The 18,488-nt window shown below is 66.0% G+C and carries 16 protein-coding genes; 7 read left to right on the top strand and 9 right to left on the bottom strand.

From position 1 onward, the window contains the following. The first annotated feature begins 106 nt into the window (after positions 1 to 106). Complete coding sequence (locus INP52_RS03760; RefSeq protein ID WP_194372537.1) at positions 107 to 1,792, top strand: AAA family ATPase; 1,686 nt, start codon at positions 107 to 109, stop codon at positions 1,790 to 1,792. A gap of 201 nt (positions 1,793 to 1,993) precedes the next feature. Here the strand turns inward: INP52_RS03760 and INP52_RS03755 are convergent, their stop codons facing one another. Further along, the gene (locus INP52_RS03755) at positions 1,994 to 2,581 is read right to left on the bottom strand and encodes a hypothetical protein (protein WP_194372535.1); all 588 of its coding nucleotides are present in this window, start codon (positions 2,579 to 2,581) and stop codon (positions 1,994 to 1,996) included. 174 nt (positions 2,582 to 2,755) lie between these two features. On the opposite strand from INP52_RS03755, the gene INP52_RS03750 reads away from it, so the two are divergent. The 6 genes from INP52_RS03750 to INP52_RS03725 all read left to right on the top strand — a co-directional run bounded on the left by INP52_RS03750 (position 2,756) and on the right by INP52_RS03725 (position 9,714). Beyond that, on the top strand, positions 2,756 to 2,911 hold the full coding sequence (locus INP52_RS03750; RefSeq protein ID WP_194372534.1) for a hypothetical protein: 156 nt from the start codon (positions 2,756 to 2,758) through the stop codon (positions 2,909 to 2,911). A 101-nt stretch (positions 2,912 to 3,012) separates the two neighbouring features. Beyond that, a complete protein-coding gene (locus INP52_RS03745) occupies positions 3,013 to 4,611 on the top strand; it encodes an ATP-binding protein (RefSeq protein WP_194372531.1) in 1,599 nt (532 codons plus the stop codon). Next, positions 4,598 to 5,302 (top strand): response regulator, encoded by a 705-nt coding sequence (locus INP52_RS03740; protein ID WP_194372529.1) that lies wholly within the window; start codon positions 4,598 to 4,600, stop codon positions 5,300 to 5,302. The genes INP52_RS03745 and INP52_RS03740 overlap by 14 nt, the downstream gene beginning before the upstream one ends. A 219-nt stretch (positions 5,303 to 5,521) precedes the next feature. Next, a complete protein-coding gene (locus INP52_RS03735) occupies positions 5,522 to 8,374 on the top strand; it encodes a cation-translocating P-type ATPase (RefSeq protein ID WP_194372527.1) in 2,853 nt (950 codons plus the stop codon). Between the two features lie 7 nt (positions 8,375 to 8,381). Beyond that, positions 8,382 to 9,035, top strand: a complete 654-nt coding sequence (locus INP52_RS03730) for a potassium channel family protein (RefSeq protein ID WP_194372525.1) — start codon at positions 8,382 to 8,384, stop codon at positions 9,033 to 9,035. Positions 9,036 to 9,048: 13 nt separating this feature from the next. Continuing rightward, the gene (locus INP52_RS03725; RefSeq protein ID WP_194372523.1) at positions 9,049 to 9,714 is read left to right on the top strand and encodes a potassium channel family protein; all 666 of its coding nucleotides are present in this window, start codon (positions 9,049 to 9,051) and stop codon (positions 9,712 to 9,714) included. A gap of 228 nt (positions 9,715 to 9,942) precedes the next feature. Here the strand turns inward: INP52_RS03725 and INP52_RS03720 are convergent, their stop codons facing one another. Genes INP52_RS03720 through INP52_RS03685 form a run of 8 tightly spaced genes read right to left on the bottom strand, consistent with a single transcriptional unit; the run spans position 9,943 to position 18,464 of the window. Then, on the bottom strand, positions 9,943 to 10,764 hold the full coding sequence (locus INP52_RS03720) for a GntR family transcriptional regulator (RefSeq protein ID WP_194372521.1): 822 nt from the start codon (positions 10,762 to 10,764) through the stop codon (positions 9,943 to 9,945). Between the two features lie 23 nt (positions 10,765 to 10,787). Beyond that, entirely contained in the window at positions 10,788 to 11,750 is a 963-nt protein-coding gene (locus INP52_RS03715; RefSeq protein ID WP_194372857.1) for an ABC transporter ATP-binding protein, read from the bottom strand. Beyond that, positions 11,750 to 12,832, bottom strand: a complete 1,083-nt coding sequence (locus INP52_RS03710; RefSeq protein WP_194372519.1) for an ABC transporter ATP-binding protein — start codon at positions 12,830 to 12,832, stop codon at positions 11,750 to 11,752. Before INP52_RS03710 ends, INP52_RS03715 begins: the two co-directional genes overlap by 1 nt. A 5-nt stretch (positions 12,833 to 12,837) precedes the next feature. Next, positions 12,838 to 13,854, bottom strand: coding sequence for an ABC transporter permease (locus tag INP52_RS03705; RefSeq protein WP_194372517.1), 1,017 nt, complete (start codon positions 13,852 to 13,854; stop codon positions 12,838 to 12,840). Beyond that, entirely contained in the window at positions 13,855 to 14,841 is a 987-nt protein-coding gene (locus INP52_RS03700; RefSeq protein WP_228478408.1) for an ABC transporter permease, read from the bottom strand. Positions 14,842 to 14,886: 45 nt separating this feature from the next. Then, positions 14,887 to 16,569 (bottom strand): ABC transporter substrate-binding protein, encoded by a 1,683-nt coding sequence (locus INP52_RS03695; RefSeq protein WP_194372515.1) that lies wholly within the window; start codon positions 16,567 to 16,569, stop codon positions 14,887 to 14,889. 46 nt (positions 16,570 to 16,615) lie between these two features. Then, a complete protein-coding gene (locus INP52_RS03690; protein WP_194372513.1) occupies positions 16,616 to 17,434 on the bottom strand; it encodes a PfkB family carbohydrate kinase in 819 nt (272 codons plus the stop codon). A 37-nt stretch (positions 17,435 to 17,471) separates the two neighbouring features. Continuing rightward, positions 17,472 to 18,464, bottom strand: coding sequence for an SIS domain-containing protein (locus INP52_RS03685; RefSeq protein WP_194372511.1), 993 nt, complete (start codon positions 18,462 to 18,464; stop codon positions 17,472 to 17,474). Between the last annotated feature and the right edge of the window lie 24 nt (positions 18,465 to 18,488).

Raw genomic sequence — 18,488 nt, 5'->3', positions numbered from 1 at the left:
GCCGCATGAGCAAAACACGAGCAAAATGCGAGAGGGAATGAGAACGTCAGATGGGAACGTCAGAGCTGCCACCAGGCAAAGCCGCGACATAGGAGGGGCAAGACACATGAACCCACTCGACGCCCTCCCTCGCCCTCCCGCCCTCACGCCCGGCCAGAAGGTCGCCTGCGATGCCATCATGTCCGGCGAGAACGTCTTTCTCAGCGGCTCGGCGGGCACGGGCAAGAGCTTCGTGATCGCCCGCGTGCTCGAGGAGCTCGCCGCGCGCGACAGGGCCACGATCGCCTGCGCGCCCACCGCCCGCGCCGCGCTCGTCATCGGAGGCACGACCATCCACAGCGCCTTTCACCTGCCCGTGGCTCCCATCGTCAACCCGTCCGCGCTCGAGGTGCCCGACGCCGTCCACGTCTGCGAGACGGTCCTTATCGACGAGGTCTCCATGGTTCGTCGCGACGTGTTCGACGCCGTCTCCACCCTCATCGCTCGCGAGAACACCCTGCGCCGCCTGGGAGCCAACCCCGAGCACCCCGAGCCCATCCAGCTCGTGTGCGTCGGGGACTTCTGTCAGCTGCCACCCGTCGCTGACAGGGGACAGGGCGCCGCGCTCGCGGATCACTTCGGCGTGAACGCCGCAGATCTGGGCCGCAGCCTGTTCGCCTTTCAGTCCGACTCCTGGGCCTCGTGGGACTTCCAGAACCACTACCTCACCCAGGTCGTGCGCCAGCCTGACGCGGACTTCGCCCGCTCGCTCGACCGGGCGCGGGTGGGTGACCCCTCCTGCATCGGCTGGTTCAACGACCGCTCGTGCCCCCAGAGGCCCGAGGGCGCCGTCATCATCGAGGGCAGAAACCGCGACGTGGACGCCCTGAACGACGCGGAGCTCGACCGGCTCCCCGGAGAGGCGCGCACCTACCTGGGCCAGGTCGTCGGTGACGCGTTCCAGCCGCTTCCCGCCCCAACCGAGCTGCGCCTCAAGGTCGGAGCGCGCGTGATGGCGACCTACAACACGGGCTCGCTCGCCAACGGGGAGCTGGGAAGCGTGGTCGAGCTGCGTCCGAGCTCCGTCGTGTTTCGCTCCGACGAGGGCGTGGCCTGCGAGGTCAAGCCGAACACCTGGACCTACTTCACCTACGGCGTCAACCAGCGCGGCGGCACAGACCGGCTCGTGGGCCAGACCGTGGGCGCGTACACGCAGCTGCCCCTGAGGCTGGGCTGGGCCGTCTCCATCCACAAGAGCCGGGGGCAGACCTACGACAGCGTGGAGGTCGACCCCGCCGCCTGGGACGCCGGGATGCTCTACGTGGCCCTCTCACGCGTCCGGCGCGTCGACCGGATGCATCTCACCCGCCCGATCAGCCGCTCCTGGCTCATGACCTCGCAGGAGGTGGTGGACTTCTACGCCACCATCCCCGGGGCGCCGCGCTTCTTCGGGCGCGTCTTCTCAGGCTTCACCAAGGAGCGGCCCGCCAAGGACTTCTCGCCCGCCGACCCGGACCACATCGACCAGGCCAACCCCCTCTGGGGCAAGGGGGTCGTGTTCACGGGGGACTTCTCGGACGGGACCGAGCGCGACTCTCTGCGCCAGCTCGTGTGCGACCTGGGGGGAAAGCCCCAGACGAGCGTCTCGGGCAAGACCGACTACGTGGTGCAGGCAGATGCCGACTATGCCGTCGGCCGCGAGACGGGCAAGACGAGAAGGGCTCGCGAGAACGCGGCGTCCGGCAAGAGGGACACCCAGGTCATCTCCGAGACGCAGTGGCATGCCCTTGTCGATGCGTGGGTCTCCGCCTAGGAGACGCTCCGGGCGCCTGCCGTCGCGACTTTCGCGCACTCGATGCTGAAAGGCCCCCGACGCTCGCTTCTCAACAGGGGTTTTCCTGACGGCGTCTCATCGAGTGCGCGAAAGTCAGCCAAAATCCTCCCACTGGTATCCTCGACGCATCGCGCATGTCATATAGGGGAGAGAAGGCTCTCCAGCGTGCTCTGAGTGGGGCTACCGCGCCACCGCAAGCATCACGGCAGACTCGATCGCCGCGGCGACGAGCGGCACCGTCCCGTCGATAAACGCGGGCAGGGGGTCAAGCCGGTAGTAGAGCACGTAGCAGACGAGGCTCGCGCACGCGAGCAGGGCAATCAGCACGTAGAGGGCCGCGCGCGCACCGCCTCCCACGACGCCCGCCGCGGCAAGGCACGTGACCACGCACGCCTCGAGCGCGACCCAAGCCACGATAAGCACGAGCTCCGTGGTCGCCTGGCGCTCGAGCGCGAGCGTGGTGACGGCGAGCAGCGCAAGATAGGCGAGGGCCCCACCCACGAGGAACCCCGCGAGCGGCACGTCCTCGGCACCCGGAATCCTGCCCAAGGAGCCAGCCACCAGAGGGGCGCCGATGAGCCCGCACGCCGCCGCCCCCACGATGCAGGCGACCCCCAGCGCGTAGCCCACGCCCCTCACCTGCGCACCGGGCCTGAAGAACGTCACCCACCAGGCAAGATAGAGCATCGCGCACGCGAGGAGCAGCACGTGCCCGCGCCACACCGGCACCAGGGCCGCACCCACATGAGCGTCCGTCACCGCGACCATCTCCTCTCCCCAGGACCGTACGCGTCCCTTAGTCTAGCTTCTGGTCAGAAAGGCAACAGAGCGGGCCATCTCCCTTAACGCCGTCTTTACGCCCCGCGCCCATTCTTCACGTCCTCTTTAGGCCACCTGCGGTCTACTCGAGTCGCACGAATGGATTCGTTGAAAGGGGCATCCATGAACGTAGCCCACACCCGGCCAAACGGCTCCGACGCGTCTTGTCTCGACGCTCTCTTCCTCGACAGAGTCACGTCCCGCATCGTGCTTCTCATCTGCGCGGCCCTCCTGGCGCTCTGCGTCTGGGAGTTCGCTCTTGACGTTTTCGCCTCCTAGGACAACGCATTCGAGCTTCCCTGAGAAATCTCGCGGCGAGTTCCTCCACAAACACCGGAAGGGGAACTATCATCAGTCAGTCGCGCTCGAGGAGGCGAGAAATGCAAGAGGCTCCGATCAGGAAGGAAACGGGTGCGAGCAGCCCCCACAGGCAGAGATGGACGCTCTTTCCCAAGGAGAGCCGCACGCTCGCAGATGCGGCCAAGACGCTCGGCATCCTGGCCGCAGTGACGCTCGTCTCGGCCGCCTTCGAGTTCCTCGGCCTCACCGAGGCGACCATCGTCGTGATGTACGTGCTGGGCGTTCTTCTCACAGCCATCGCCACGCCGAAGCGCGCCTACTGCTTCCTAGCGAGCGCGCTCTCAGTCCTGGCGTTCAACTTCTTCTTCGCCACCCCACGCTACTCCCTCGAGGCCTGGGGGACCGAGTACCCCGCCACGTTCGTCGTCATGTTCGTGGTCGCCTTCGTAGCGAGCTGGCTGACCATGCAGTTGCGCGAGCGCGCGAGCGCCGAGGCAATGGCCTCCCGAAGGACGCAGGTGCTCCTGGACTGCGAGAGGCTCCTGCAGAGGTGCCGCACGAGCGATGACATCGCCCGCGTCATGTGCCGCCAGCTCGTGGAGCTTCTCGGCGATGACGTGACGTGGTTTCCCGCCACCCAAGGCGTCCTCGCGAGGGGGCGGACCCTACGCGCCACGGACCCCGAGGAGGCCGTCCCCGTGACCGCTCTCCCCCCCGACGCCGCCCAGCTCCTCCTGTCACAGGACGCGGACGTCACACGAGACGTCTCGGGACACCTTGACAACTACGCCCTCTACCTGCCGGTCCGCTCGGCCGACGCCCTCTTTGGGGTGGTTGCGGTCCACGTGGGCGACGCGGGCGTGAGACCTGAGGAGCGCACCATCGCAAGCTCCGTCGTGGGCGAGGCGGCACTGGCCCTGGAGCGCGCCCGCGCGCTGACCGAGCGCGAGGAGGCGGCGATCCTAGCCAGAAACGAGCAGCTCAGAGCCAACCTCCTGCGCTCTATCTCCCATGACCTGCGCACGCCTCTGACCACCATCTCGGGAAACGCCGACGTCCTGCTGAGCGAGGGCTCCTCTCTGGACCCCGCGAGCGCGCGCCAGCTCCTCTCCGACGTCTACGACGACGCCCAGTGGCTCGAGGCCCTCGTCGAGAACCTTCTGGCCGCCACCAGGCTCGAAGACGGCACCGTGAGGCTTAGCCTTTCCTACGAGACCGTGGACGACCTGGTCGAGGAGGCCCTGCGCCACGTGGGTCGCGCGACCGAGACGCATCACCTGAGCGTGGTCGGCTCCCCGGACGTCCTGCTCGTGCGCGTGGACGCCCAACTCATCGTCCAGGTGATCGTGAACCTCGTGAACAACGCCCTCGCGCACACCCCCGCGGGCTCGCACGTCATCATCTCCTCGGGACGCGACGGAGACCTCGTGCGCGTGAGCGTGGCCGACGACGGCCCGGGCATCCCGGACGCCGACAAAGACCACGTCTTCGAGTCCTTCTCGACCGCCGGACATGCGCGATCGGACGGCCAGCGCAGTGTGGGACTGGGGCTTTCCCTGTGCCGCTCCATCGTGGAGGCCCACGGGGGGGCCATCTCGCTCGTCGACAACCGCCCGCACGGCTGCGTGTTCAGCTTCACCCTTTCCCTCGAGGAGATGCCGCAAGATGCCCAGGACTGACCCGCTCGTGCTCGTCGTCGAGGACGACGCCGCCGTGCGCAACCTCATGCTCACCACGCTCGAGGCGCGCGGCTACGCCCATCAGAGCGCCGCTACCGCCCGGGCCGCGCTGGCGAGCGCGGCCACCTCAAACCCCGACGTGATCCTGCTCGACCTGGGCCTCCCCGACCTCGACGGCGTCGAGGTCATCCGCCAGGTCCGCAGCTGGTCGCAGACGCCCATCATCGTGATCAGCGCGCGCTCCGAGGACTCCGACAAAATCGACGCGCTCGATGCCGGTGCGGACGACTACCTCACCAAGCCCTTCTCGGTGGGAGAGCTGCTCGCGCGCCTGAGGACGGCCCTGCGCCACCTGAGCTACCTCGCGCAGTCCGGCGAAGCCGGGCCGACCTTCACCAACGGCGAGCTCAGCGTGGACTACGTCGCCAAGACCGCCTCGCTCGCCGGCGAGGAGCTCCACCTCACCCCCATCGAATTCAAGCTGCTCTGTCTTCTGTGCAAGAATGTCGACAAGGTCCTCACCCACCAGTACCTGCTGCGCGAGGTGTGGGGGTCCACCCAGGAGAGCTGCCTGGCGTCGCTTCGCGTCTTCATGGGGACCCTGCGCAAGAAAATCGAGACGGACCCCGCGCACCCGTGCTACATACAGACGCACGTGGGAATCGGCTACCGGATGATGCGCGTCTCGTAGAGGCCCGCGAGACGCCGCTCGGGCCACGCACCGCCACGCGACGCCCAGGTGCCCGAGCATCTTTATTCATCTTTATGCCCGAGACGTGGCGTTCCAAAGCCCTCGCGCATCTGTCTGAAAAATGGCTAATCTTATCGACCGCGTTGTCAAAGCGGGCGCGGGCGGCGTCGCACACTGCGGCTAAGGCCGCGCGGCCGTCCCAGAAAGGATGGGCACTCGTTGGACGAGTCAAGGGCTGTGGCGTCAGAGGACGTCAGCGAGCTAATCGGCGACAGGGTCTTCTCGGCACTCGAGACCTCGCCTGCCGGCCTCACGCAGCACGAGGCCGAGAGCCGCCAGGCCACAGGCGGCAAGAACCTGATCGAGGCGGCCAAGAGGAGGTCTCCCGTCCTCGCGTTTCTCTCCAACTTCACGCACCTCATGGCGATTCTTTTGTGGGCGGCCGGCATCATCGCCTTCCTGGCCGGCATGCCCGAGCTGGGAGTGGCCGTGTGGCTCGTGAACGTCATCAACGGCTGCTTCAGCTTCTGGCAGGAGGCGCGCGCGAGCAAGGCCACCGAGGCGCTCAAGAAGATGCTTCCGGCCTATGCCAGCGTCGTGCGCGACGGAACCGAGCAGAAGATCCTTGCAGAAGACCTCGTCGTGGGCGACGTCATGCTGCTCGCCGAGGGCGACAAGATATCCGCGGACGCGCGCGTGGTCCGTGCGAGCGACCTGCAGGTCGACCAGTCCACGCTCACGGGCGAGTCCAGTCCCGCGCGCAAGTCCGCGGACGCCGTGCTCGAGAAGGACCTCACCCGCGCCGAGACGCCCAACCTCGTCTTCGCCGGGACGTCGGTCTCCGAGGGCAACGGCCGCGTCGTGGTCACGAGCATAGGCATGGACACCGAGTTCGGCAAGATCGCCCATCTCACGCAGAGCATGGAGGATGTCCAGAGCCCCCTGCAGAAGCAGCTCGACCGCCTCACCAAGCAGGTCACGCTGTTCGCGCTCGCTATGGGCGCGGTTTTCTTCCTGCTCGACGTGCTGTTCGTGCACAACGGGCTCGCCACGTCGTTCATCTTCGCCCTGGGCATGATCGTCGCCTTCATCCCCGAAGGGCTCCTCCCCACGGTCACGCTCTCCCTGGCCATGGCCGTCCAGCGCATGAGCAGGCGCAACGCCCTGGTCAAGAAGCTCTCCTCCGTCGAGGCACTGGGCTCGACGAGCGTCATCTGCACCGACAAGACCGGCACCCTCACCCAAAACGAGATGACCGTGAACCACCTATGGACCGTGAGCCGCGAGTACGAGGTCACGGGCGTGGGCTACGCGCCCACGGGCGAGCTCACGTCCGAGGGACGCACCTGGTCCGCGTCAGACGACGAGGACCTGCGCCTGCTCGTGGTCGGCGGAGCCCTGTGCTCCAACGCCCGCCTGCTCGTCCCCGAGAAGGAGGGCGGCCGCTACGCCGTCTTGGGCGACCCCACGGAGGCCTGCCTGCTCACCGCCTGCAGGAAGGCCGGGATAGATCCCGCCGCGCAGGAGAAGGAGACGCCACGCGTGCGCGAGCTGCCCTTCGAGAGCCGACGCAAGCGCATGACCACCGTCCACCAGCTTAGCGAGCCGATTGACGGCGCCAGGCGCGTCGCCTACGTCAAGGGCGCCCCCAACGAGGTCGTGCGGCTGTCCGAGCGCATCCGAAGGAACGGCTCGAGCGTCGAGATGAGCGACGAGGAGCGGCAGGCCATCATGGACGCCAACGACCGCTACGCCAGGGAGGGCCTGCGCGTCCTCGCCCTGGCGTACCGCCCCCTCTCCCCCGACGACCCGAGCGTCCCGTCCGCGATAAGCGACTACGCCCCAGATACCATCGAGCGCCACCTCACCTTCGTCGGCCTTCTCATCATGCAGGACCCGCCGCGCCCCGAGGTGGCCGCCGCCGTAGCCGAGTGCCGGCGCGCGTCGATTCGCGTGGTCATGATCACGGGCGACTACGGCCTCACGGCCGTCTCCATCGCGCGCAAGATTGGCATCGTCCAGGGCGCCGACCCGCGCGTCATCTCGGGCCTTGAACTCGAGAAGATGGATGACGCCGAGCTCAGGGAGGCGCTCATGGACGAGGTGGTCTTCGCGCGCATGGCTCCCGAGCAGAAGCTGCGCGTGGTCTCCATGCTCCAGGCGATGGGCGACATCGTGGCCGTCACGGGCGACGGCGTCAACGACGCGCCCGCGCTCAAGAAGGCCGACATCGGCGTGGCCATGGGCATCACGGGGACCGACGTGGCCAAGGAGGCCGCGGACATGATCCTCACCGATGACAACTTCGCCTCGATCGTCCACGCGATCGAGGAGGGGCGCGCCGTCTACGCCAACATCCGCAAGTTCATGATGTACATCCTGAACTCAAACGTCCCCGAGGCCGTCCCCTCGGCGGTCTACCTGCTCTCCGCAGGCGTGGTCCCGCTGCCGCTTACCACCATGCAGATCCTGACCATCGACCTGGGCACCGACATGATGCCCGCGCTGGGCCTGGGCTGCGAGCCTCCCGAGGCCGACGTCATGGGAAGGCCGCCGCGCGATCCGCACGAGTCGCTGCTCAACCGCCGCGTCGTAGCTAGGGCCTTTCTGTGGTACGGACTTCTCGGCGCGGCGGCGAGCCTCGCGGCCTACTTCTTCGCGCAGCTCCAGGGCGGCTGGAGGCCGGGGATGACCCTGTTCGGGGTGGGAGCCGACCTCGACCCCGCCTACGTGCGCGCTACGACCATGGCGCTCGCGGCCATCGTGTTCTCCCAGATAGGCGAGGTGTGGAACTGCCGCACCGAGACCGACTCGGTCTTCTCGGTGGGCCTCTTCTCCAACCGCCAGATCAATCTGGGCATTGTCTTCGAGGTCTTCCTCGTCGTGCTTCTCAGCGTGGTTCCCCCGCTCCGGGAGATCTTCCACACGTCGCCCCTGGCTCCTTTGGACTACGCGTTTCTGTGCCTTCTGCCACCCGTCATCCTCCTTATGGAGGAGCTGCGCAAGGCGATCGTCCGCAAGCGTCACAATCAGATGAGGAGGCCCGCGACGTCGCGGGCCGAGGGGAGGTAGGGCCAAGATGAACGTCATCGTCGTCGGGCTCGGGCGCATGGGCACGGGACTGGCCACCAAGCTCAGCAGGCAGGGGGCGCACGTCGTCGCCATCGACACCAACCCGGAGACCTTCGAGGGCCTGGGGGCAGACTTCGCTGGGGACACCGTCCGGGGCGTGGGCTTCGACCACGACGTCCTCGAGGAGGCAAAGGTCGAGCGCGCGGACGCCGTGGTCGCCTGCACGACCTCCGACGAGGCCAACATAGTCGTCGCGCACGTGGCCAGAAGCGTCTTTCGGGTCCCGCGCGTCATTGCGCGCCTGTACGACACCAACAAGGCCGACACCTACCGCCGCCTCGGGATACAGACCGTCTCCACCACAGACTGGGGCATCCGGCGCGCGAGTGAGCTGCTCACCTACCATCAGCTGGACACCGTCTTCGGCATGGGCCACGACGGGGTGCGCGTCGTGCGCGCCGATGTTCCGGCCCTGCTCGAGGGTCGGACGGTCAGGGAGCTCACGGCGCTCAGCGAGATCTCGGTCGTGGCCGTGAGCCGCAGCAACGACACGTTCATCCCCCTCATGGGGACCGTGTTCGAGCACGGCGACATCGTCTACGCGGCCGTGGCGTCGGGAGCCTCTGAGAAGTTCGCCTACATGCTCGGCCTGTCCGAGTAGGGAGGAACGCAACATGAACATCATCATCGTGGGCGGCGGCCAGACCGGCTCCTACCTCGCCTCGCTTCTGGGGGGAGACGGCCATGTCGTACACGTGGTCGAGCAGCGCCGCGGCCAGGTCACGCGGCTCGAGGGCGCGCTCGGCGCGGGAGTTGTCGTGTGCGGCAACGGCTCGGACGCCGCCACGCTCGAGGCCGCGGGCATCCTCACGGCGGACGTCGTGGTTGCGGTCACGGGTGCTGACGAGGTCAACCTCGTGGTCTCCATGCTAGCCAAGATGGAGTACGGCGTGCAACGCGTAATCGCGCGCGTGAACAACCCCCGAAACTCCTGGATGTTCACCCCGGGCATGGGCGTCGACGTGGGCGTCAACCAGGCCGACATCCTCGCGCGCTTCGTGCGGGAGGGGCTCGACCTCAAGGACGTCTACACCCTCATGAGGCTGGGGCTGGGCTCGCAGGAGCACGCCATCGTGCAGGTCGAGGTACGCCCCGGCTCGCGGGCCTGCGGGCACATGATCAAAGACGTCGAGCTCCCGGACCAGACGGTCCTAGTGGCCGTCGAGCGCGGCGACGAGATTCTCATCCCCAACGGAGATACGGTGCTCGCCGAGAGCGACAGCGTCATCGCCTTCACGGACGGCGCCGGTCGCGAGAAGATTCACCGCGCCTTCTCGTAGGGCGGGTTCGAGACAATGCTCACAGACCGCCCCCTTCCGCAGCTGCCGTTTGTGCGGCCGCACATGACAGAACTTCTCGACTGACAAAAACCAACGACTCCTCTACCTGCATAAACGCAGAGGGGATGTCGCGCAGCAGCCCGTCTCCGAGTTTTGCGGCCGCACAAGCGGGAGAAGGGGACCGGGACGGGACGAGAAACGCCGCCACGGCCCGCCGCGCCGCGCGCCCTAGTCCCCCACCGTGAGAGAGAACTCCTTGCCGCGATTGACCACGCGACCCTTCTTGTCGACCTGGAAGTGGTAGGTCACGCGGTCGCCACGGACGATGGACTTGGAGTAGTGCAGGGGGATCCCATCCGCGCGCTCCATGCACTTCTTCAGGATGAAGAGGGACGACCCGCCGGGGCACTGTAGGAGCTCGCCCTCGTCGCCGCGGGCCATGGACACGTCGAGCGTGAGGTCCTCCATGCCGAACTCGTAGCCGTAGTGCTCGTCGACGAGCCCGTAGAACGAGACCTCGTCGGCCATCAGGTCCAGGAGCCCCGGGAAGAGCTCCGCGGAGACGAAGAGGTTGTCAATCGCCATGGGGAAGTCCTCCTCGCAGATGAGCCGGCGTACGAAGTAGACCTCCGCTCCCTCGTCGATGCCCAGGAGCCGGGCCAGCTCCGCATCGGCGTGCTCGGCGCCCTTCTCGAGCACCTGCCGGTGAGCGATCCCGTCGAGGCCATGCTCGCTGCCAAAGCCGCGACTCTCGGGCTCGTGCATGCCCAGGACGTGCTTGGGAATGGCCACAAAGGTCCCGCGTCCCTGCACCTTGCGCAGGAGGCCCTCCTCGACCAGGTCCTGCACGGCGCGGCGCACGGTGATGCGGCTCATGCCCGACGAGCGACATAGCTCGGGCTCCGTGGGGATGCGCTCCCCCACCGCGTAGTGACCATCAAGGATGCGCTGTTTGAGCTCAGTCTCGAGCTGAAGGTAGAGCAGACCGTTGGTGGTGGAGTCGAGGGCGAACTCGCGACGCTTCCTGAGGATGCTCCCCTGCCCTGCCATGGCTTCCCCCAACGATAAGAGTCCTAACGAGTCCACTCCTCAAACTGCTCGTCGGTAGCCAGGACGCTGTGACTTGAGGTCATGGGATGGTACGTTCCCTCATCATAGCGGATGCCCGCGGCGCCGACGTCGTAGACGAGCGGCTTGCGCGTCCGCTCGGTCTCGGGGTTGAAGCGCGGGATGGCCGAGATGAGCGACTTGGTGTACGGATGGACGGGGGCCGAGAAGATCTCGTCCGTGAAGCCCGTCTCGACGATGTGGCCCAGGTGCATGACCGCAATCCTGTGCGAGATGTAACGCACCATGGAGAGGTCATGCGCGATGAACAGATACGCCGTGCCCATCTCCTCCTGAATGTCTTTCATGAGGTTCACGACCTGCGCCTGAATGGAGACGTCGAGGGCGGAGATGGCCTCGTCGGCCACGACGAGCCGGGGGTCCATGATGAGGGCCCGGGCAAGCCCCACGCGCTGGCGCTGACCGCCGGAGAACTGACTGGGATAGCGGTTGGCCTGCGAGCGGGAGAGCCCTACGCGGTCCATCATCTGGTACACGCGCTCGGCGCGCTCGCTGCGGTCCATCTTGGGAAAGTGCGCGTCCAAGCCCGTGGCGATGGTGTCGATGACCTTGTGGTGGGGGTTGAGCGAGGCCATGGGGTCCTGAAAGACCATGGACATGTCGGAGCGCAGCATCGTCTCAACCTCGGGGGCAAGCCTGCCCGAGATGTCATGCCCCTCGAAGGTAATCGAGCCCGAAGTTATGTCGTCCAGGCGAATCACGGCTCGGCCCGTGGTGGACTTCCCGGAGCCCGACTCCCCCACGAGGCCGAAGGTCTCCCCGGGATAGATGTCGAAGGAGATGCCGTCGACGGCCCTCACCACGTTGCCGCCCGGAATCTTGAAGTGCTGCTTGAGGTCCCTGACGCTCAGCAGGGGCTTCTCGCCTGTCAGGGTCTCTGCCTGGTCGACCGTCGTGGCGTCCGTCATCACGCGACGCTCCCTTCATCCCTCATCTGGGCGATGCGCTCCGCGAGCTGCGGGGGCATCTCGACCTTGGGCGCGCGCGGGTCGAGCAGCCAGGTGGCCGCCCAGTGATGCTCGCTGATCTTGAACCGGGGAGGCTCCTTGACGAAGTCGATGTCGAGCGCATAGGGGTTGCGCGGGGCAAAGGCGTCTCCCACCACCTCGTTCAGGAGGTTCGGGGGGTTGCCCTTGATCGTGAAGAGGCGCTCCTCGCGCCGGGCGCTCACCGAGGGCATGCTGGAGAGCAGCCCCCAAGTGTAGGGGTGGCGCGGGTCAAAGAACACGTCGGCGGTGGTCCCGGCCTCCACGAGCTTGCCGGCGTACATGACGTTGACGTAGTCGGCGACCTTGGCCACCACGCCCAGGTTGTGCGTGATGAAGATCACGGCGATGTCGAGCTTTCTCTGGAGCTCGAGGATGAGCTCCAAGATCCTGGCCTGGATCGTCACGTCGAGGGCCGTGGTGGGCTCGTCGCAGATGAGCAGGTCGGGATCGCACGACAGCGCGATGGCAATGACCACGCGCTGGCGCATGCCTCCCGAGAGCTGGTGCGGGTAGCTCGCGAGGCGCGCCTCGACGTCGGTGATGCCCACTAGGTCGAGAAGCTCGACGCAGCGCCGGTGCAGGGCGTCCCCCCTCAGGCCCGTGTGATGGACGATGCCCTCGGCGAGCTGTCGCTCGATGGTCATCGTGGGGTCGAGCGAGGTGAGCGGGTCCTGGAAGACCATGGCAATGTGGTCTCCCTTGAGGGCGACCATCTCCTTGTCCGAGAGGGCCATGAGGTCCACGGTCCTCTCGGCGCCGGAGTCGTCCGTGTAGGTGAACTCGGCGGTCCCGGAGTCGACGACCTCGTTGTGGGCGCGGATGCCCATGACCTGCTTGACGGTCACGGACTTGCCCGAGCCCGACTCGCCCACGATGGCCACGGTCTCCCCGCGAAAGACATCCAGGTCGACCCCCCGGACCGCCTGGACGATGCCGTTGGCGGTCTTGAACGAGACCCTCAGGTCACGCATGCGCAGTATCTGGCGACGTTTCTTGGACATGGGACCTACGACCTTTCCGGATCGATCGCGTCGCGCAGGCCGTCACCGAAGAGGTTGAACCCGAGCATGAGCAGGGCGAGCACGACGACGGGGATGAGCACCTGATACGGGAAGATGGTGGCCGCCTTGTAGCCGTCGTTGATGAGGACGCCCAGAGACGCCGTGGGAGCCGGGATGCCCAGACCCACGAAGGCGAGAAAGGCCTCGAGGAAGATGGCATTGGGGACCGAGAACATAAAGGTCACGATGATCTGCGCGAGCGAGTTCGGGAGGATCTCGTGGAAGATGATGTCACGCGACCCCACACCGAGCGTGCGCGCCGCCAGCACGAACTCCTGGTTCTTGAGCTTGAGCACCTGGGCGCGCACGATACGGCTCATGTCGATCCACCCAGTGATGAACAGGGCGATCACGATGTTGCCCAACCCCGGCTTCAGGACCACGATCATGAGCGTGACTATGACGAGCTGGGGAATCGAGCTCAGGACCTCCGTGATGCGCTGCATCACCAGGTCCACCTTGCCCCCGAAGTAGCCGGACACGAGGCCGTAGACCACCCCGACGATCACGTCCACGACCACGGCCACCAAGGCGATGGCCAAAGAGATGCGCGTGCCGCTCCAGACCCTGGTCCAGATGTCGCGACCGAGGTTGTCAGTGCCAAAGAGGTGATAGTCGTCCTTGGCCCCGGCCATCGCGTACGCGTCCTGCCCGCCGCGGTAGCCCGTGCAGATGCCGATCTGCTCCAGGCCGGGAACACGGGGCGGCAGGTTGGCTTGAGCCGAGTTGGTGTCGTAGTAGGTGTAGGGGCTCACGGCCGGGGCGATGAGGGCCACGACCACCACCAGAGCGATGATCACGATGGAGACGGTGGCGCCCCTGTTGGCGAGGAAGCGGTTGAGTATCTCGCGGCCATAGGAGTAGTCCGCGTACTCGCGCTCGGCCGCCTCGGCGTGCTCGGAGCGGCTCAGCTGGAACAGGCCGTCGTCGGTCGCGTCCGCCGCATATGTCTGGGCCTCCATTTACTTGTCCCCCGTTATGCGGATGCGCGGATCGATCACCACGTAGAGGACGTCCACCATGAGCATGGCAAAGATGAACATCACGCTGTAGATGAAGCTGATCGCGAGCACCACGTTGTAGTCGTTGGATTGGATGGCGGTGATGTAGAGGCTCCCCAGCCCCGGTATCGAGAAGATCTTCTCGATGACCAGGCTTCCGGTCATGAGCCCCACGAGCAGGGGAACGAGCACCGTGATGACGCTGATGAGCATGTTCCTGAGCGCGTGGTGGATGACGAGCTTGGCCCTGGGAAGCCCCTTTGACTTGGCGAGCATCATGAAGTCGGAGTCCATGATGCTCACCATCTCGGAGCGGGTGTAGCGCTCGACGCTCGCGAGCGTGAACATGGAGAGCGCTATCACGGGCAGGACCGACGAGGCCAGGGGCTGCGCCGTATTGTAGATGAGCGGGAAGAGCTTGAGCTTGAAGCCCAGAAAGTACGAGAGCGCCAGGGCGAAGACGAAGGACGGCAGGCTCACGCCGAGAACCGCGATGATGGTAGCCGCCGTGTCCCACCCCGAGCGCTGCTTGAGGGCCGCCACGATGCCGAGGACGATCCCGATGAGCGCACCGATGACGCCCGCCTCCAGTCCGATCCCCACCGATACCGCGATGCGCGGGCCCACCATCTGCGCGATGGGCATGTTCGTCTGGATGTTGTAGGAGACGCCGAAGTCGCCGTGCAGCATGTTGCCCACGTAGATGAAGAATCTCTCCATGAGCGGCTTGTCCAGGCCGTAGTAGGCCCTGAGCTGGGCAATCTGATCAGGGGACAGCTTCTCCTCATTGTTGAACGGGGAGCCCGGCATGAATGAGAGAAGCAGGAAGAGCATGAGCAGGATGACGAACAGGGTGACGAGCGCCATGATCAGGCGCTTGGCCACGTAGCGACCCATCTCGCCACCCCTCTGCCCCTCCCTCTTCTTCTCGGTTGTTTCCTGGTCCATGACCGACCTCCCCGTCCTCGGTTTTCAAGTGCGCGCGCCCCTGAGCTACTTCTTCTCGACGTACTTGTAGAAGCAGTCGATGCCCGTGATGTGGGCCGTGACGCCCGTGACGTTCTCCTTGGTGAGAGACGCGAGCCCCGTCTGGAAGATGGGGGTGCACACGGCCTGCTCGGTGCAGACCTCATTGCAGCGCATGAGCTCATCCCAGCGCACGTCGGGGTCGCCGGAGTCGACCGTGTTGGCCTTCTCGTAGTTCTCGTCGAACTCCTCGTTCACCCAGTCAGAGTAGTTGGATGGGTGCGTGGACTCGTACATGGCCAAGATGGCTGTCGGGTCGGCGTAGTCCGGGCCCCAGGCGTGGAAGATGACCTCGTAGTCGCGCTTGCCCTCGAGATCGAGGCGGTTCTTCTTGGGCGTGGACTCCAGGTTGATGGTCAGGCCGTCGAGGGTCTTCTGGACGGTGTCCTGGATGTAGGCGCAGGTGGTCTGCGCGAAGTCCTTCTCCTGGTCGTAGAGGATGGTGAACTCGCGGACGTCCGTCTCGGCCTTGGCCTTCTCCCAGTACTCCTTGGCCTTGGCCTCGTCGTAGGCGTAGAGCTGCGGGCTCGCGGTGGCGAAGTCGGTGCCGTCCTCGCGGGTGTACAGGCCCACCATGCACATCTGGTTCGCGGGCGTGGAGCCGTCCTTGAGCACGTTGTCGCAGATGTCCTGGCGGTTGAGCGCGTAGGCCAGGGCGATGCGGAAGTTCTCGTTGTCGAGGCCGGCCTTGGTGGTGTTGGTCATGAGGTAGTAGATGTAGCTGCCGGCGACCTTCTTGAAGCCGTCCTCGCCGGAGTACTGGTTGACCAGCTCGCCCGTGAGCTCGACGTAGTCGACGGTGCCGCTCTCGTAGGACATGACGGCCTGCTGCGTGTCAGAGATGATCTGCAGGTTGACGCCGGCGAGCTCCACGTTGGCAGCGTCCCAGTAGCCCGGGTTCCTGGTGAGGCCGATGGTGTTGCCCGAGGTCTCGTACTCGGTGAGCGTGAAGGGACCGCAGTAGAGCATGTCGTCCTTGGTCAGGCCGAAGTTGGTGCCCTTCTCCTCGCGGAACTTCTGCTGGACGGGGACCCAGGGCGTGAAGGCGAGGAGGTCCAGGAGGAAGGGTACGGGGTGCTCGAGCTCGACCTCGATGGTCTTGTCGTCGGTCGCCTTGGCCCCCAGGGTGGAGATGTCGGCGTTGCCGGCGATGACGTCGGCGTAGTTCTTGAGGGCGGCCATCTCGATCTGGTACTGGAAGTCGGCCGCGCCGTTGTCCGCGAGGGCGTTTCTCTGCCAGGCGTAGACGAAGTCGGCGGCGACCAGGGGATCGCCGTTGCTCCAGGTGATGCCGTCGCGCAGGTGGAAGGTGTACGTCAGCTGGTCGTCGGAGACCTCGTAGGTCTCGCAGAGGCCGTTTTGGATCTGGCTGTCGGCGTCCTTGACGAAGAGGCCCTCGACGCAGTTGCTGATGACGGCCATGGAGATCGCGTCGCCGGCGACGATGGGGTCGAGCGAGACGACGGCGGTGACGACGGCGATGTTGGCGACCTGTCCCTCGCTCCCCCCGGTCGTGCTCGTGCTGCCGGAGTCCGAGCCCGAGCCGCCGCAGCCGGCGAGGCCCGCGCCCATGAAGGCCAGGCCTGCGCTCGCGCCCGCCTTCATGAAGTCCCGACGTGACATCGTGGGGATACCATACTTGAGGTTCATGATGCTCCCTTTCCCTTGGGAGGGCCCGTCTGGGCCCTCGGTCCGACTACCGCTCGATGGGGTGCGGATAGCCAAAAGCCCCGTGCTTGGTGCAGGTCTCAGACGCTCGCGCGGCGGCGAAGGCCAGCGATCGGGCGACGTCTCTGGTGTCGAAGTAGCTCACGAGGAAGGCGGCGGCGAAGGAGTCGCCGGCGCCCATGGGGTCAATCGCGTCGCAGGCAACGATACCCTGCTCGTAGATGGTGCCGTCAGCGCTGCAGACGCTGCCCCTCTCGCCCCTGGTGACCACCACCACCGAGGGCCCCAGGCTACCGACAAACCCCATCAGCTCGATGATCCGGTCGTCTGAGAGGTCCGCGCCCGAGAGAAACGCGACGTCGACGCTCGGGCATATCTGGCGGAGCCATCCCTCGTCGCGATCGATCGAGAAGTCGTACGAGAGGGGGACCCTCGCGTGAATCCGAGCCAGGTCCGCGTCGACATTGGCCTCGTTGGTGGTGTGACACACGTCGAAGCCGGCAAGAAACGCGAGGTCCTCCTCGGCGACCCTCATCTGGAGCAGGTGGGCGACCGTGTCGCGCGCGCCGTGGAAGAACACCCGGTCACCATCGATGATGCGCACGCCCGGCATGGCGGTGCGCAGGTAGGCCCGACGGCAGCGCTCGGTTCCCACCCCCTCTGCGGCCAGGGAGGCCCGCACGTGATCCGCGGCGCAGTCGTCGCCGAAGACGCCCACGAAGCTGGACTCCTGGGCCCCCGACTGGCGGGCGTTGACCGCCACGTTCACGGCCTGGCCTCCCGGGTAGAAGACGCCATCGTCGAGGTAGCAGTCGCAGACGCAGTCTCCCAGGGCAACGAGCCTCATGCGGGCCTCCCTTCTTCGCTTTTGCGAGCCCTTTTGCCTAGTACTCCATCTGCCACATGTAGCGGCGGACGGAGAGGCTGTGGCCGGTGTCGTGGGCGTGGGCCTCCACGAACACGCGGATGACGGCGCCCAGGATCTCGGGCGCGAAATACTCCTGGACCTCTGCGGGCACGCCACCGAAGTCGAAGTCGTTCTCGTCGATGACGAAGAGCTTGTCGGAGAACTTCCTGGCAAAGGCGAGGGCGCGCTCGTCGAGGTGACGCGTGGCGCCATTGCCCACGGAGATGATGAAGGGAACGTCGAAGTCCGTGATCTCGAAAGGACCGTGGAAGTACTCACCCGAATGGATGCAGCTGGAGTTGACCCACTGCATCTCCATGAGCCAGCAGACGGCCAGCGAATACATCTCGCCGTAGTTGGCACCGGAGCCCATGGTATAGATGAGCTTCTCGCGCTTGGTGTCGGAGGCGTACGTGGTGCACGCGTCCTTGTACTGCGCGACGGCCTTCTCCTTGAGGGCGGGGATCTCGTCCACGGACTTCGAGGCGGCCTGCCACGTGGCGGCCTTACCCGCGTCGAGGACCTTCAGGAATTCGAACCAGGCGCGCAGCTCCACGCAGCCGCCCTTGTCGGCCTCGTCGGCCTCGGAGCCGTGGTCGTAGTGAATCTGATAGCCGGCGGCCTTCCAGAGCGGCGAGTCGACCTCGTTCGAGAAGCAGATCGAAAGGGCTCCCGCGTCGGTGGCGCGCCGGGCGGCGGCGACCGTCTCGGGCGTGTTCCCGGAGTGCGAGATGGTGAAGACGATGGAGTCCTTACCAAAGGCCTTGGGGGTGCCGTAGTTGAACTCGTTCGAGGTGTAGATGGCGGAAGGAATCATGAGCTCGCGATCGAACAGGTACTGCGCCGGCATCATGGACGCCTGCGACCCGCCGCAGGCGACGAAGTAGATGTTGGACACCGCACCCTTCTCGACGCGCTCCTCGACGGCCCTGGCTGCCGCAAGAATCTGATCTTCGTGCTCTTTTTTCATTGCTTTTCCTCCTAGGTTGGACTA

Origin of the sequence: Thermophilibacter immobilis, from assembly GCF_015277515.1 — a bacterium.
Lineage (GTDB): Bacteria > Actinomycetota > Coriobacteriia > Coriobacteriales > Atopobiaceae > Thermophilibacter > Thermophilibacter immobilis.
This window is presented reverse-complemented; position numbering and strand designations above follow the sequence as displayed.